Source organism: Aureimonas sp. Leaf454 (assembly GCF_001424685.1).
GTDB lineage: Bacteria > Pseudomonadota > Alphaproteobacteria > Rhizobiales > Rhizobiaceae > Plantimonas.
This window is the reverse complement of record NZ_LMQT01000025.1, coordinates 134,441-149,686: the sequence shown is the minus strand read 5'-3', so window position 1 is coordinate 149,686 and position 15,246 is coordinate 134,441. Positions and strand designations below refer to the sequence as shown.

At 63.6% G+C, this 15,246-nt stretch carries 17 protein-coding genes; 8 read left to right on the top strand and 9 right to left on the bottom strand.

Annotated elements, in window-relative coordinates; all coding sequences use genetic code 11:
* Positions 1–206 precede the first annotated feature (206 nt).
* The gene (locus ASG43_RS21900; protein WP_056509681.1) at positions 207–1,403 is read left to right on the top strand and encodes an IS256 family transposase; all 1,197 of its coding nucleotides are present in this window, start codon (positions 207–209) and stop codon (positions 1,401–1,403) included.
* On the opposite strand, the gene ASG43_RS21895 is transcribed toward ASG43_RS21900, so the two are convergent.
* The 5 genes from ASG43_RS21895 to ASG43_RS21875 form a co-directional block, all read right to left on the bottom strand.
* Complete coding sequence (locus ASG43_RS21895; protein ID WP_056509636.1) at positions 1,331–2,140, bottom strand: glutamine amidotransferase; 810 nt, start codon at positions 2,138–2,140, stop codon at positions 1,331–1,333. The two genes, ASG43_RS21900 and ASG43_RS21895, sit on opposite strands and share 73 nt — an antisense overlap.
* Before the next feature lie 7 nt (positions 2,141–2,147).
* Positions 2,148–2,702, bottom strand: a complete 555-nt coding sequence (locus ASG43_RS21890; RefSeq protein WP_082491125.1) for an alkyl hydroperoxide reductase — start codon at positions 2,700–2,702, stop codon at positions 2,148–2,150.
* Positions 2,703–2,763: 61 nt separating this feature from the next.
* Complete coding sequence (locus ASG43_RS21885) at positions 2,764–3,327, bottom strand: peroxidase-related enzyme (protein WP_244488202.1); 564 nt, start codon at positions 3,325–3,327, stop codon at positions 2,764–2,766.
* 63 nt (positions 3,328–3,390) lie between these two features.
* Positions 3,391–4,110, bottom strand: coding sequence for a hypothetical protein (locus tag ASG43_RS21880; RefSeq protein ID WP_056509634.1), 720 nt, complete (start codon positions 4,108–4,110; stop codon positions 3,391–3,393).
* Between the two features lie 19 nt (positions 4,111–4,129).
* Positions 4,130–4,723 (bottom strand): MarR family transcriptional regulator, encoded by a 594-nt coding sequence (locus ASG43_RS21875; protein ID WP_244488201.1) that lies wholly within the window; start codon positions 4,721–4,723, stop codon positions 4,130–4,132.
* A 178-nt stretch (positions 4,724–4,901) separates the two neighbouring features.
* On the opposite strand from ASG43_RS21875, the gene ASG43_RS21870 reads away from it, so the two are divergent.
* Positions 4,902–5,375: a GNAT family N-acetyltransferase gene (locus ASG43_RS21870; protein ID WP_056509675.1), complete on the top strand. Its 474-nt coding sequence runs from the start codon at positions 4,902–4,904 to the stop codon at positions 5,373–5,375.
* A gap of 23 nt (positions 5,376–5,398) precedes the next feature.
* Here the strand turns inward: ASG43_RS21870 and ASG43_RS21865 are convergent, their stop codons facing one another.
* A complete protein-coding gene (locus tag ASG43_RS21865; RefSeq protein WP_056509628.1) occupies positions 5,399–6,349 on the bottom strand; it encodes a DMT family transporter in 951 nt (316 codons plus the stop codon).
* Positions 6,350–6,478: 129 nt separating this feature from the next.
* Here ASG43_RS21865 and ASG43_RS21860 point away from each other — a divergent pair, with 129 nt between their 5' ends.
* Positions 6,479–6,970 (top strand): MgtC/SapB family protein, encoded by a 492-nt coding sequence (locus ASG43_RS21860; protein WP_056509627.1) that lies wholly within the window; start codon positions 6,479–6,481, stop codon positions 6,968–6,970.
* Between the two features lie 108 nt (positions 6,971–7,078).
* Here the strand turns inward: ASG43_RS21860 and rnk are convergent, their stop codons facing one another.
* On the bottom strand, positions 7,079–7,516 hold the full coding sequence (gene rnk / locus ASG43_RS21855) for a nucleoside diphosphate kinase regulator (RefSeq protein WP_348271103.1): 438 nt from the start codon (positions 7,514–7,516) through the stop codon (positions 7,079–7,081).
* Between the two features lie 256 nt (positions 7,517–7,772).
* Positions 7,773–8,243 carry an Rrf2 family transcriptional regulator gene (locus tag ASG43_RS21850; protein ID WP_056509625.1) on the bottom strand — a complete coding sequence of 157 codons (471 nt, stop codon included), beginning with the start codon at positions 8,241–8,243 and terminating at the stop codon, positions 7,773–7,775.
* A 115-nt stretch (positions 8,244–8,358) separates the two neighbouring features.
* On the opposite strand from ASG43_RS21850, the gene ASG43_RS21845 reads away from it, so the two are divergent.
* The 3 genes from ASG43_RS21845 (at position 8,359) to ASG43_RS21835 (ending at position 11,618) form a co-directional block, all read left to right on the top strand.
* A complete protein-coding gene (locus ASG43_RS21845; protein ID WP_056509623.1) occupies positions 8,359–8,790 on the top strand; it encodes a group III truncated hemoglobin in 432 nt (143 codons plus the stop codon).
* Between the two features lie 53 nt (positions 8,791–8,843).
* Entirely contained in the window at positions 8,844–10,076 is a 1,233-nt protein-coding gene (hmpA, locus tag ASG43_RS21840) for an NO-inducible flavohemoprotein (RefSeq protein WP_056509622.1), read from the top strand.
* Positions 10,077–10,226: 150 nt separating this feature from the next.
* A complete protein-coding gene (locus ASG43_RS21835; RefSeq protein ID WP_244488199.1) occupies positions 10,227–11,618 on the top strand; it encodes a DUF305 domain-containing protein in 1,392 nt (463 codons plus the stop codon).
* A 241-nt stretch (positions 11,619–11,859) separates the two neighbouring features.
* Here ASG43_RS21835 and ASG43_RS21830 read toward each other — a convergent pair whose 3' ends face one another.
* The gene (locus ASG43_RS21830; RefSeq protein ID WP_056509618.1) at positions 11,860–12,492 is read right to left on the bottom strand and encodes a tyrosine-type recombinase/integrase; all 633 of its coding nucleotides are present in this window, start codon (positions 12,490–12,492) and stop codon (positions 11,860–11,862) included.
* Positions 12,493–12,731: 239 nt separating this feature from the next.
* Between ASG43_RS21830 and ASG43_RS21825 the strand changes: the two genes are divergently transcribed.
* Together ASG43_RS21825 and ASG43_RS21820 are read left to right on the top strand one after the other, a co-directional pair.
* Complete coding sequence (locus ASG43_RS21825) at positions 12,732–14,195, top strand: DUF6880 family protein (protein WP_156386845.1); 1,464 nt, start codon at positions 12,732–12,734, stop codon at positions 14,193–14,195.
* A 225-nt stretch (positions 14,196–14,420) separates the two neighbouring features.
* On the top strand, positions 14,421–15,197 hold the full coding sequence (locus tag ASG43_RS21820) for a chromosome partitioning protein ParA (protein ID WP_200939546.1): 777 nt from the start codon (positions 14,421–14,423) through the stop codon (positions 15,195–15,197).
* Positions 15,198–15,246 lie beyond the last annotated feature (49 nt).

The following is a 15,246-nucleotide window of genomic DNA, read 5'->3' as shown; positions in this document are numbered from 1 at the left end:
GCCTCCACGATGGCACGCAACAGACCCTAACGGCCCGCGAACGACGGGGGTTGTGCGGCCAGTGGTATACCTGGTTCACGCGGCAGCACGAGGACGACCGGTCGTGTCCCGGGACGTGGTGTAGGAAGCGGCCCCTAAGGAGGTGGCCATCACCGATCTTCGGTTAGGGTTCGCATGCGAACTCGAACCTGGAGCCTAAGATGGCGATGACCGACCCGAAGATGGCCCTTCTTGAGCTGATCGAGCAAGAGGCAGATACCGATCTGGTGCGCGAGATGCTGGCGTTTGCCGCGGAGCGCATGATGGATCTGGAGATTGAGGCTCGGACGGGAGCGGCGGCGGGAGCCCGCTCGCCGGACCGACAGAACCACCGCAACGGTTATCGGGAAAGATCCTGGGACACGCGTGCCGGGCGGATCGACCTCGCGATACCGAGGCTGCGGAAGGGGAGCTACTTCCCCACCTTCCTAGAACCGCGACGCACTGCCGAGAAGGCGTTGGCGGCGGTCATTCAAGAAGCCTACGTGCACGGCGTCTCGACCCGCTCGGTCGACGACCTGGTGAAGGCAATGGGCGCTGGCGGGGTCTCCAAAAGCGAGGTCAGCCGCCTGGTCTGCGAGATCGACGAGCGCGTGAACGCCTTTTTGTCCCGGCCCATTGAAGGCGAGTGGCCCTATCTGTGGATCGATGCGACCTATCTGAAAGAGCGCCAAGGCGGACGCATCGTCTCGACGGCCGTCATAGTTGCCGTCGGCGTCAACACGGACGGGCGACGCGAGGTGCTGGGTGTTGCAACCGGCCCTTCCGAGGCTGAGGTCTTCTGGAAGAGCTTCCTGCGCTCGCTGGCGGATCGGGGTCTTCGCAGTGTGAAGCTCGTCATCGCCGACGATCACAAGGGCCTGAGGGCGGCTGCGTCCAAGGTCTTTGCCGCCACGAACCAGCGCTGTCGCGTTCACTGGTTCCGCAACGCACTTGCCCATATCGGGCCGAAACAGCGACCCGCCGTCACCGCCATGCTGAAGACGATCTTCGTCCAGGAAACGCAGGAAGCGGCGCGGCGGCAATGGCGGGATGTCGCCGATGCCCTGCGCGAGAAGTTCGGGAAACTCGCCGCGATGATGGATGGATCGTGCGACGAGGTCCTGGCTTACATGGCGTTCCCGCGCGAGCACTGGCCCCAAATCGCGTCAACCAATCCGATCGAGAGGGTCAACCGGGAGATCAAGCGCCGTGCCGATGTGGTAGGCATCTTTCCCAACGCCGCCGCCGTCGTGCGCCTCGTCGGCGCGCTCATGCTCGAGACCAATGACGAATGGGCCGTCTCGCGTCGTTACATGACGCTGGAAACCCTCGGCGTCGTCAGCGATAATCCTCTCGTCAGACTGCCCGTCCTGGCCGCCTGACGAAATAACTCGGCCCTGCCGAGATCGGTGTTTCTACACCACGTCCCGGGACACGACCGCGATAATCCTCTCGTCAGACTGCCCGTCCTGGCCGCCTGACGAAATAACTCGGCCCTGCCGAGATCGGTGTTTCTACACCACGTCCCGGGACACGACCCGGCATGCCCGACCAGCCAGCGCTCGAAGCCCCGGCTCGTTTCCACCTCTGCGTGGAACTGAAGTCCGAGGACGTTGGAGCCGATCGCAAACGCTTGATTCTCGATGAAGGCTGTTGAGGCCAGGTTCGCCGCACCTGCCGGCAAGTCGTAGGTGTCGCCGTGCCAATGAAGAACGGGCAGGCTTGCGAGATGCCGCAGCGGCCCGGTCGCGCCCTCTGCCGTCAGTCGCAGCGGCGAGAAGCCGATCTCCTTCACGCCGGACGAGAACACGTCCGCACCAAGCGCCGAGGCAATGAGCTGCGCGCCAAGGCAGACGCCGAGGGTCGGCCGACCTTCGCGGAGCCGCGCCCGGATGAACTCTCGTTCCACGGCGATGAAGGGGTAGGCTTCGCCCTCGTAGACCCCGACGGGACCGCCGAGAACGACGAGGAGGTCCGGCTGGAGCGGATCGCCGGCGCAGAAGTCGGGATCGTCCACCTCGCTGTAGCGGATGTCGTATCCTGCGTCCTGCAACGGACCCGCGAAGGATCCGAGATCCTCGAAGTGAACGTGCCTCAGCACGAGTGTGGTCTTCGTCATGGCTCCCTCACGCGGCTGACGCGACGGGCGCCGGGCAGCGGCCGCTTGAACAATCGGCTTCATCCGCCGGGTCGGCCCTGCACGGATCCGAGACGGACGAGGCGATCGCCATCGCGATCCGAGCGCCGACGGCGTCCTCGATCCCGAAGGTTTGGTGAAGGATCGTGCCGTCCCGTCCGATCAGGACGGAGGATGGCGTGCCACGCCAACCGAAGCGTCGCATGGTGACCGGCACGCCGGACGGGTCGTCGGCCATGTCGACGCCGACGGGATGCCGGACGCGATACTCATGCAGGAACGCCCCAAGAGTGACCGGCGTCATCGCCGCGTGATGTTCGAAGACCGTGTGGATGCCGATCACCTGGAGATCGGTGTGGTCGAAGACGCGTTCGAGGCGCTGCACCTGCGGAAGGGATCCGGTCACACAGCCGGGGCACAGAAGCTGGAAGCTGTGGAGAAGGACTGGACGCCCCCTCAGGGCGTGCAGCGTCAAGGAAGCGAGCGTGTTGAACCATTCGCTCACCGCCAGTTCGGGGGCGAGCGTCGAGACTGTCGTTGTCATAATCTCTGTCCTTGCGGCTGAGGCGGACGGGCTGACGACGGTGCAGCCCGTCCGCTCTTGCTCAGGCGGCGGCGCGGTTGAGCTTCACGCCCGGGAAGTCCAAGGGCACGTCGAGGGCGACGTTCACGTAGTTGGTGAAGAGGTTGAGGGCGACATGGGCGAGGATCTCCACGATCTCGCCATCGTCGAACCCTGCCTGACGCAGTGCCTCGACATCATCCGCCTTGACCGCTGCCCGCTTCTCGACGACGGCCGTCGCGAAGGCGAGCGCTGCCGCCGTGCGTGGATCGCTAGAGCGACCAGCCTGCGCCTGCGCCATCTCCTCAACCGTGGCGCCAGCCTTACGGCCAAGCGCCGTGTGCGCGGCCAGGCAGTAGTGGCAGGAATTGCGGTCAGCGATCGCCACCGCGATCTGTTCGCCGAGCTTGTGCGGCAGGCGGCCTTGCCCCAGCGCACCGAAGGCGCTCCACATGCTGTTCAGGGCCGCCGGCGAGTTCGCCACCGCCTTGAACATGTTCGGCACCACGCCGAACGCCGACTTGATCTCGGCAAGCCTGTCCGCAGCCGGGCCCGTTGCCTCGGCGGGGTCGATAAGGGTAACTCTCGTCATGTTCTGTTCCTTCATTTGCCTGGAGGGTGGGACACATGCGGGTTCGCCGATGGCTGTCGGCGAGCCCGCGCATCAGGGTCACTTCGCGGGCATGACCTTGCCGGGAAGGCTGAGGTTGCCGGAAGCGACCTTGAAGACGTTCGCGACGCAAAGAAGCGGCGCATGCAGGTTGCCGTTGACCTTGAGGCCTGCGGTTACGCCGTCGAAGGACGCGGTTTTGAGACCACCGATCAACCAGAGTGGGATCGTGACCTCCACGGCATCGCCCTTGAGCGTGGTCGGATAGTCCGGGCTGTCGATCAGGAGCGGCACGCCGGGCCAGGTGTCCGGCACTTTCGGCGTCGCACCCTCCGGAATGTCGACGACCTTCAGGCCGGCGCCGCAGGCGTCGTCTTTCGCCAGTACCACCCAGTGCGGATGCCAGACGTGCCTGTTCTTGCCGCCCTTGGCCGCATCGTCGAAGTCGGGATGGAAAGTCACCGCCAACGCGACGATGCCCTGCGCCTTCTCGAAGCCGATCTCGCCGCTGTCGAGCGAGGTCGGCCAGACATAGGCGTAGACCTCAGATCCCTCGAACTTGCCCGTGGCGTCGGGCCTGTCCTTGCCCGCCTTGCCCCGGACGCGCGTCGAGAACACGGCCGTATCGCCCTTAGTGGCGATGGTGGTCTCGACGATGTCGAACGACGCCGTAACGGTATCGGACGGCTTGGCTTCGATCGATCCGGCGCTTGCGCTGGTCGTAAGGCATAGCGCCGCCGTTCCGGCGAGAAGCGCGCCGGCCAGATATCTTCCGAGCATGTCAGTGTTCTCCTGTGTCTCAGTGGCCTGGAGGGTGAGCCGATCCGTCTTGGAACGCGCGCCAGGTGGCTGCCCGGCGTGCAGGATCGGCGGTCTCGTGTTCGCGGCAGTCGATGCGCAGGTCGCGCTGGCCGAAGGCGGCGTCTACGAGATGGCAGTGATGCGGCTTGGCCGCATCGGGATGGGCGAAGGGTCCGAAGTAGCGGCAGGTCGCGCACATCCGCTGGATGGGGATCGCGTCGATGTCCTGGAGATGACGGATCATCGCGACGAGCGTCGTCAGAAGGTCCTCTTGCTGGTCAGACGGCAAAGCGTCGACCGCCCGCTCGGCGAGACCCGCAGCTTCGTCGCCCATCCGGAGCGCGGACAACCCTTCCGCGGTGATGACGATGCTGACAGCACGGCGGTCGCCTTCCACCGGGCGCTTGGCGAGGTGGCCCTTGCGTTCGAGCGCACTGACGGAGTCGGTCGCCGTCGGCTGCGAGACGCCGAGATGAACAGCGATGTCCTTCACGCCGAGCCCTCCCCGCCGGCCTTCGAGAAGATCGAGGATGGCAAGTTGCGTCGGGTTCAGGCCGGTCGCCTTCGCCCGGTCCCATTCATCCATCCGCATCGCGGTTGCGACCCTTGCGAGCCCTTCCCGGATACGGTGGTTGATCGAGGTGGGTGTCTTAGGCGTTTCCATGCGCTCAATATAATAGGACTCCTATCTATGTCAAGCGCGATCTCGTAGGAGGGACAAGCGACGCGCGGGCGCCGTTCAGCCGAGACACGAGAACGGGGTGCAGACGATGCAGGTCAGAACCGCCGAAACAGGCGACGCTGAAGCGATGAGCCGGATCCTGAAGGCGATCACCGCCGCGACGGGGCGTGAGCGCCCGAGCGACGTCGCCTTCGTCCTGTCCACCTACGTCCGCCATCCCGCCGGCATTCTCTGCTCTGTCGCCGTGTCGGAGCTGAACGAAGTGGTAGGTTTCCAGTCGCTGATCCGGGCGGTTCCGGGCAACCCCTACGACGTCGAGGCCGGCGGGGGGATCATCGGCACGCACATCGATCCCCTCGCCCACCGGGCTGGAATCGGTAAGGCGCTGTTCGCCATCAGCCGAGCAGCAGCGGCTTCGGCAGGGTTCGAGCGGATCGACGCCAAGATCGGGCGGGGCAACCACGCGGCACTTCGTTACTACGAGGCCCTCAGCTTTCGCACCTATCGCGAGGAAGCCGACGCCATCCATAAGGTGTTCGAGGTGACGACAGAAGCGTCATGAACGGACGACATGCTGCCCGGTGTTTAGGAAGCGGAAGCCAACGGAGCCGCACGTGCCACCACGCGCTCCCGATGGATCACGTAAAGACCGGAGGCGACGATAATCGTGATCCCGGTCCAGATCATGCCGCCCGGAAAGTCGCCGAAGAACAGGAAGCCGAACAGCGTCGCGGTGACGATCTCCAGATAGTTCAGTGGCGCGAGCGTCGAGGACGGGGCGAAGGAGAGCGCATAGGTCATCGCCATGTGGCTGATCGTCGCCGCGACGCCGACGGCGAGGCAGGCCAGCCAGATCATTCCGCTTGGCAGAACGAAGCGGATGGGCTCGATGTCGGCGACCGTCCCGAAGGCGAGAAGCGGAAGGCAAATCGCGCTGGCGGCCAGAGCGGTGTGGAGTTGCATTGAGACCGGATGTTGCTCTCGGCTAAGATGGCGCGTCACCAGCATGTAAAGCGCGAAGCAGACGGCACAGCCGACGGGAAGAAGGGCAGTGGCACCGAAGCGGGCGAAGGACGGCTGTATCACCAGCACGGTGCCGCCGAAGGCAACGACCGAAGCCGCAATGCGCCGTGGGCCAACCTGTTCGTTGAGGAGAAACCGTCCCATCAGGAGGAGGATGAAGGGCGACACGAAGGCGATCGCCAGCGCGTCCGCGATGGGCATGACCCGGACGGCTGCGACGAAGCAAAAGGTCGAGCCGATGTTGGCCGCGGCCCGCACCAGCGTCAGACGTGCGATCCGCATGCTCAGCCTGGCCGGCAAGCGCATCGCGAGCACGATCGGCGCCATCAGGGCGGCTTGAACGAGGAATCGGGCGAGCGTCACCGTTCCCGTGGAAACCGTTTGTACAGCGATCTTCGAAGCCACGTCGATCAAAGGGGCAACAACGCAGAAGACGAGCATCAACCCGACGCCGGGAAGGACCCTGTCGACAGGTGGGTGGTCGCTGGGCGGCGTGGCTGGGGTTCGGCTCATGGCTCCGGGCTATCTTGCATGATCACTTGCGTCCAGCCTGCTTGCAGGCTGCGATGGCCATCGACCCTGATTGGCAAGCCAGCAAATTCCACCATTGACGAACGACTGTTCACCGCTCTGACTGACGACATGCTGGACGACATCTTCAAGGACGACACCTTCGACATCCTGCCTCATCTCGTGCCGTTGACGGCAGCCTACCTCCTGGCGTTTCCGATCGGCTGGGATCGCGAGCGGGAGGAGCGCAGCGCAGGCTTGCGAACGTTCCCGCTGGTCGCCGTGGCAAGCTGCGGCTTCATCGAAGCGACCGAGACGGTACTGAACGGACACCCGGAAGGCACGGCCCGTGTCGTCGAGGGGTTGATCACAGGCATGGGATTCATTGGCGGTGGCGCGATCTTGCGCCTGAAGGACTCGGTCAAGGGGACGGCAACGGCTGCCAGCCTCTGGGCGACGGGTGCGATCGGGACCGCCGTCGGGCTCGGTGCCTACGACATCGCAATCCTCCTGTCGCTGGCAACGATCATCACTTTGCGAGCGCTCGTGCCGCTTAAGCGGGGGACGTCATCGCAGGACGCGATCGTCGATCCCGACAGGATCGACGATGGGCAGGATCGGTAGAAACCTCCGACCCAGACCCCGATAGACATAGAACCGCAGAAACGATGAGCTGAGCTGAGCTCGAAGCGCGTACCTACCTCCCGAGGTGAATTGGCTACCAAGCCCCCATCAAGCCCTCTTTGCAGCCTCGTCGACGTTATCGACCGGCGGTGGCTCGACGCTGGTCACCGTCAACATCTGACGCTTGCCCGAGCGGTTCGCCCAAGTGATCGATTGCCCCTCGGACAGGCCAATGAGCGCCGCACCGATCGGGGTCATGATCGAAACCTTGCCAACCGATATGTCGGCATCGGCGGGATAGACGAGCGTCACGCGACGTTCGGTGCCGTCTTCGGTGCGGTAACTCAACGTGGAACCCATTCGCACGACCTTCGGCTTGGCCAATCGCTCGAGCACGATTTTGGCCCGATCGAGTTCTCCAAGCAGTTCCTCGGCCACTTCAGGCATGCTGTCCAAAGCTGCGTTCCCCAACCGCGACAGGGTCTCGAAGTCGATGTCCGTGATCGCGATCTTTGGAAGCCGGCTGCCGTCCATCTGCTGGCGCACGAGTGTACTCCAATTGTTGCGTGCACTCGTCGGCGTGGAGCCAACCGGCCCCATCGCGACGACGGTACTGATGTAGAAAAGAGAATGAGAACATTGCCCGCGACATCGGCGCGAGGCGCGCCGATATCGGGCTAATGCGGTGCGGCGGGAGTGACCCGGGCGCTGAGCGCCTTGCGAAGATCGACCGTGTTCATCGTCGAAACGTTGGCCATGCCATGCCGTTTGTCAACAGTTGCACGCCGCTTGACGCGTCCACTCAGAGAGCATCGGGACCGCCAACGCATGCCACCGTCTTCTGCCTGACGTCCGGAAAGGATGCGAGCACGTCGAGAATGTTGAGCTCGCTCTTCGGCAGATCACCGAACGTGTAGCTGTCGAGGACGGCAAGGAACGCCTGCGTCGCCTCCTTCAGGATGCCGCGGATGCCACAGGCCTTCGCGATGATGCAGGAACCACAGTCGACGAGCTCGAAGCCGTCCTCGGTCAGGCGAACGACCTCCCCGACGCTGATCTCGTTCGCTGGCCGAGCCAGCTTGATGCCGCCGGACCGTCCCCGAACGGTCGTGACCAGCCCAGCCTGCCCCAGCTTCTGCACCACCTTCATCAGGTGGTTCTTTGAGATGCCGTAGGTCTCGGAGACTTCGGCAATCGACGACAAGCCATCGGTCCTGGCGGTGAGGAACACCAGAACGCGGATGGAATAGTCGGTGTAGAGGGTAAGCCGCACTGGGGTCGTGATCCTTCGGTTCGATAAAACATGTACGCCGCTTGCATCTTATGCGCAACGTGCTACACCGCTCGCATAGATGCATATCTGATGCATGTTTAGCGGAACGCCTCCGATGTCGTCCTATACCCCGCCTCGGGAACACACCATTCCCACCGAAGTCGAACTCCAGTCGTTGGTGACGACGTTCTATTCGGATGTTCGCCTCGATCCTCTGCTCGGCCCGATCTTTGCCGAGAAGGTCGTAGACTGGGATGGCCACCTCGCGAAGATCGCCGACTTCTGGTCCTCGGTGATGCTGGGTAGCCGACGCTACAAAGGGAACCCATTCGCGGCCCACATCTCCTTGAGGGATCGCCTTCGACCGGAGCTCTTTGGACGCTGGCTGGAGCTTTGGGGAAACGCGGCGAGACGCACCCTCGCGCCCGCGGCGGCGGCCTCAATCGAACAAAAGGCACATCGCATCGCCGAGAGCCTGATGGCCAGCCTACTGTTTAAGCCCACCCCAACGCCCTCGCGAGCGAGCCCACCCCCCGCCTTGCCCTAAGGCGGACGCGTCAACGGCGACGCCCTTCCCATCACCACCACAGGAGATCTGCCATGACCTCGCCCCTCAGCGAGCGGACGATCACGATCGTCAAAGCGACCGTTCCGGCCCTCGAGGCACACGGCCTTGACATCGTTCGGACCATGTATGCGCACATGTTCAAGGATCCGGCGATCCGCGCCCTCTTCAACCAGTCCCATCATGGCGAAACGGGCTCACAGCCGAGGGCCCTTACGGGCGCCATCCTCGCTTATGCCCGGAACATCGACAATCTTGCGGTTCTCGGTGCCGCGGTCGAACGGATCGCCCAGAAGCACGTCGGGCTCCAGATCCGCCCCGAACACTATCCGGTCGTCGGGAATGCGCTGCTCGCCGCGATCGGGGAGGAGCTGGGAGACGCCGCGACAGAGGACGTGCTCGCCGCATGGGGAGAGGCCTATTGGTTCCTCGCCAACATCCTCATTGGACGCGAAGCCACGCTCTACGCGGATGCTGCCGGCTCGGACGGCGGGTGGTCGGGATGGCGCGAGTTCCGTGTCGAGGAGAAGCGGCGCGAAAGCGACCTCATCTCGTCCTTCGTGCTCCGCCCAGTGGATGGTGGCCCGGTCCTTCGTCATCGGCCGGGCCAGTACCTGACCTTCCAGCTCGGACAACCCGACGGGGACACGCTGAAGCGCAACTATTCTGTCTCGTGCGCACCGAATGGCGAGACCTACCGGATCTCGGTCAAACGGGAGCCGATGGGCCAAGCCTCGAACTGGCTCCACGACAAGGTCCAGGTTGGTTCCGTTCTGAGGGTGGCACCGCCGTCCGGAGACTTCTTCCTGCAAGAGGGATCGAAGCGCCCGGTCGTGCTCCTGTCAGGTGGCGTCGGCCTGACGCCCATGATCAGCATGTTGGAAAGCCTCGTCGAGCGCCGGGTGGATGTCCCCGTCCACTACGTCCACGGCACGCAGGACGGCAGCACGCATGCGATGGGCGACCATGTCCGGAAGCTTGCCGAGACGGGGCGCTCGATCCGGGTGACGACCTTCTACCAGTGCCCGCGCGTTCAGGACGTTCTCAGCGAGAGCCACCATGTCGATGGCCTGGTGACGGTGGACTGGCTGCGCGAGAACACGCCGCTCGAGGAGGCCGACTACTACCTTTGCGGCCCGAAGCCCTTCCTCGCAGCCTTCGTGCACGGACTGGCGCGAGTTGGCGTCCGGGCCAGCCGCATCCACTACGAGTTCTTCGGCCCCGCCGACAATCTGACCGAGGATCCGAGCGATCGGCTCGCCGCCTGACCGAACCGAGGGCGGCAAAACGCAGCCTTTCACTTCCTCCTTCCGACCTTGAGTCCTTCCATGCCCCATCAAAGACATTGCAGCCTTCGCGGCGTCGCCCTCGCCTGCGCGGCTCTGGCCACCGTCATCCCCACAGTGGCCGAAGCTCACGTGAAGTGGTTCGCGCCCTACATCGTCGGTGCGCCTCCCGCTCCCATCTCCCGTACGCTTGCCGATCCGTGGTTCTGGGCGGCGATCGTACTCGTGCTCGTCTTCTTCGTCGCCACGCGCGCCATCGAACGGACCTCGAGCGGCGAGGTCATCCTGAAGGGCATGGACCGAATCTCCGATCCGCTTTGGAACCGCCTCGACGACTTCGTGCGCGTCGTCATCGGAGCCTTCTTCGTCGCCATCTTCGCCGTCGGCGGCGTTTACCTGACGCCGGACCTCAAGACACCTGCGGAATGGGTTTCCTGGATCCAGCTCCTGATCGCTCTCGGCGTGTTCTCGAAGAAGACGATGCCGCTCTCGGCTGCCGGAATCATCTTTCTTTGGGTGCTAGCGCTCCGGGACTATGACTTCTTCCATCTGCTCGACTATCTGGCGCTCGGTGTCGGCGTCGCCGCCTATCTCGTGTTAGCGTCTTCGTCGAAACCTGAATGGCACAAACATCGCTTCGAGGCCCTTCGCTGGGGCGTTGCGATCGCCCTCATGTGGTCCAGCCTTGAAAAGTTCGCCTACCCTGACTGGTTCTATCCGCTGGTCGTGGAAAAGCCTTTCCTGACCTTCGGCATGCCCCGCGACGTGTTCATCCCGATGGCAGGCGTTGCCGAGTTCACGATGGGCTTCGGACTGATTTGGACGCCGCTGGTGCGGAGGCTTTCGGCGATCGCGCTGTTCCTCATCATGGGCACCGCCGTTTACCCGTTCGGTCGGGTCGACTTGATCGGCCACGCACTGATCATGGCGATCTTCGTCGCCATCGTTGCTGACCACACCCGCGAGGTCCACTTCCTGCCCGCGATCAAGCGCTCGCTTGCTGGCGTCCCGGCGGGCCTCATGGCGGCCCTGGTGGTATTCGTCAGCGGGTACTGGGGGCTCCACATGACCTTCTACGGCATCGAAGGACGTGTCGCTCCCGCGGCTGCTGCCACGGAGATGGCCACCCATTCGCACAGCCCCGAGCATCCGCACGGACCGCAGGCGATCGGTGGGATGGGTGCCCCTCCGAAAGGGCAACCCGACCTCAAGGACGTGGCCTCCGGTGCAGCAATGCCGTATCCGGAGCCAGCCGGTGATGTCCGGGCGGCGTACGAAGCCACCATGGCGAAGATGCACCAGCCGATGATGGAGGGGATGGCGAACCCTGACCCGGACGTCGCCTTCGTGCTCGGCATGCTCCCTCATCATCAGGGCGCCGTCGATATGGCCGAAGTGCAACTTCGCTATGGCACCGACCCGGCGAACCGCGAGCTCGCGGCTGCGATCATCCGGCACCAGCAGGTGGAGATCGACCGCATGAAGGCATGGCTGCTTCAGCGAGGAGTGGCGGTGCCAGAATAGCAAGTTCTAGGTTGGTAAAGTGCCAAGCGGTCGCGAGCCGCTTGGCATTCGTCCCGCGCCTGTCTTCTGAACTCAATATGCCGCATGGACAGCGAGCACCACGTTTCTTAGCGTCCGCTAAGTGCCTAATACTCGCTAGAAGCTGACCAGCAGCTAACCACCCCGTTCAGCAGTTGGAACGGCCACCGTAGAGCCCTGAGAGCGGCCGTTCCGGACCAGCGTGAAGCGGCTTAGTCGAGGGTTACACCTCGGTACTCTCGGCCAACGTCAGTGCGTCCTCGACGTCGACGCCAAGGTAGCGCACCGTGCTCTCGATCTTCGTGTGGCCGAGCAGGATCTGGACGGCGCGCAGGTTGCCGGTCGTCTTATAGATGATCGACGCCTTCGTCCGACGGAGCGAGTGCGTACCATAGTCCTCTTTCCGTAGACCGATTGCGGCGACCCACTCATCGACGAGACGGGCGTACTGGCGCGTGCTCAGGTGGGTTGTATGATCGACGCGGCTCGGAAAGGCGTAATCGTCGACTGTGCCACCTCGACGCTCCAGCCATGCCTGAAGGCTCGACCGCGCCGCGTCCAGCAACTCGAACTGGACCGGTCGCTTCGTCTTGCGCTGCACGACTATCGCACGAGCGCGGATGCGCCCGCCCGATACGAGGTCGCCGATCTTCACCTTTACAAGGTCACAGCCACGCAGCTTGCTGTCGATAGCGAGATCAAAGAGCGCCCGATCGCGTAGTCGACCTTCGTGATCAAGCCAGAAGCGGATTGCCCAAACCTGTGGCGGCTTCAGCGCCCGTTTGGCGCCAACCGTGCGCCCAGCGTTCCATGCCCTGCGCTCACTACCAATCGGATCGTGTGTCGCATGTCCCATTGTCGTTCTCCCATGGCCAGAACGGCCGATGGAATTGTGCAGCCGCCGACGTGCTGCCGGATGCTTCCTCTTGAGATCAGGTCGGGAGCCGACCGGCAGCTTTCTGGCAAATGAAAAGCGCACTCAAGCGACCGGAATGGGCGCAGAGCTGACACAGCTGCGTCTCACCTCATGAGAGACACAAGCTCAGCTCGCCAGGTAATCGCTTGACGCCCCCGCCACTTGTGATCCCCTGCAGCATGGCTCACAAACCGCTTTTGAACCCAGAAGTGCTCGAAGCTCTCGGCGCGGAAAAGCTGGCCCAGCTCGTACTCGACGAGGTAGGCCGCAACGCGCCGTTCCGCAAGATCGTCAACGCGGCGCTTGCGGCAGCGAAGGGACCCGAGGCCGTCGCTCGCCAAATCGACCGACACTTGTCGGCGCTCGAGAAGGCGAAGGCCTTCATCGACTGGCAGAAGGAGCGCACCTTTCGGCAGGATCTCGACGCGACGGTCCGAACGATCGTCGGAGAACTTGGTTCAGCCTCGCCAGGTCTCGGGCTCGACCGTCTTCTTCGCTTCGTCGCCACGCATGATCGCGTCTTCCAGCGGGTCGACGATTCCAGTGGAAGGATCGGCGCCATCTACCAGGACGCCGCTGCCGCTTCCTTCGGTCTGGCAGAAGCCATGTTCGAGGATGAGCTTCGTGCTCTCCCAGATCGACTACTGCCGTTCGTCGCGGACGATCATCATGGGTTTGGCGTCGGGGCTGCGATGGCCATCATTCCGCATCTACCAGAAGATGCCCTTGAAGCCTTCGACAGGCTTCTGGCTGACGAGCTGGATAGTTTGAAAGGGCGCCCGGTGGAGCGATCCTGGCAACGCGACCACACACGCAGCGCGCTGATCGGACTGCGTCAAGCGATTGCCGAAGCCCGGGGCGATCTCGACCGCCTCATCGCGCTCGAAGGCGCCAAACCTCCTTCCCTGCAGAACACCTTCGGAATGGCCGAGCGCCTGCTCGATGCAGGACGAGCAAGCGAAGCCTTGGAATGGGTGCGACGGGAGGGCCGCCAGTCCGTTGCCTTCCTCGATGCCGCGGGCCTGGCCGATGGATCCGGCGTCCGCTCGGCCGACGCTGTCCCAAGGCGTCTTTTGGAAGCTCGTATCCTCGACAAGCTCGCGCAGCCTGCAAAGGCGCAGGAACTCCGCTGGGCCGCCTTCGAGGAAAGCCTCAGCTCCGAAGCGCTGCGCGAACATCTTCGGCACCTCTCCGACTTCGAAGAGTTCGACGTGCTCGACCGAGCCTTTGCTCATGTCGGCGCTGCTCGAGATCGTTACCGTGCCCTCGCCTTCTTCCTCGGCTGGCCTCGTCTCGATCTCGCGGCGAAGCTGGTGGTCGCCCGTTCAGGAGACTGGGAGGGCCGGAACTACGAGATCCTGGCGAGCGCGGCCGACGCTCTGACGGAGCATCATCCGCTGGCGGCCACGATCCTGTTCCGGTCGCTGCTGCTCGACATCTTGAAGAGAGCACGATCGAACGCCTATGGGCATGCCGCACGATATCTCGAACAGCTCAACGCCCTTGCGCCTCGCGTCGCGGCTGACGACCTGAAGGCTGCGTGTTTGGACGTTCATGCAGATTTTCGGTCGAAGCTCACCAAGTCGCACGGTCGCAAGTCCGCGTTCTGGCTCCAGACGAACGACAACGGCAGCCTGCACTAAGTTGGGAAGAGACCGTGGCCAGCAGCGGAAGCACCCACAACGTTTGCGGTTCTCGACAACAAGCTCGTGGACCGGAATTGAATGCCGTGGTCCTCGATCATCACAGAAATATTCAACAGGCGATGAGCTGCGTCACAGGACGAAAGTCGGCTCAGAGTCAGCTTCACTCCACCTGTAGATGGCAAACCTCAGTGACAGCAAAAACTCAGCCAAGGACCTGTTCCAATGAGGCCTTTCGCCGCCAGGTTTCGAACGCCGCAGGTCCGCGCCGCCTCTTCGGTTCATGATGCGGCTTTCCCGGTGATCTCGATCGGCTCGGTGAAGAGCGCCGGCACTTCGACCTTAGCTCTGACGATCGGGTCGGCATCGGCTTCGACCAGGACGCCCGTGCTTCTGATTGACGCCGGCAACACCCGAGATCTGTCGACGTGGGCATCGAAGCCGGGCAAGCCGACCCAAATCGAGGTCGCGAGATGTGATAAGACCACACAGTTAGCGGGATTGGTCCGCGAGGGCATCGAACGTCGTGCCGTGGTAATCATCGATGCTGGCACGAGGCCCGACATACTGCGGGCAGCGGCGCGTCTGGCTGACACGGTTCTGATCCCGCTACGCTTTTCGCCGCTGTCTGCGTTCGCTGCCTCACTCACGGATGAGCTTCTGGCGAACGAGGTGAGAGGCACCAAGACGAGACGGTGCTTCGTCGCGTCAGCCATCGCGCAAATTCCAAGCCGCATCGCTCGAGCGGTGGAAGCGGAAGTGGAGCGCTCGACAACGGAACGCCTTCCGATCGGGCTGGCACAGCGAGCTGCCTACGAGGCAACCTTCATGTTCGGCGGCACCGTGTTCACTCTCGGCGAGAACACTGCCCCGGGTCTCGATCGAGCGCAGGAAGAGGCAAAAGCGATGGCAGCTGAACTCGGGGTTCTGCACTCCCCGGGATCGATGCTCGCATCCCGCATCTCCCATACCATTCGTCTCGATCGACGGGAGGCCGCTTGAGGCTCAAGGCTCGTCCGGTTTTGAACTGAACGGGAGCCGCCGAGACAGT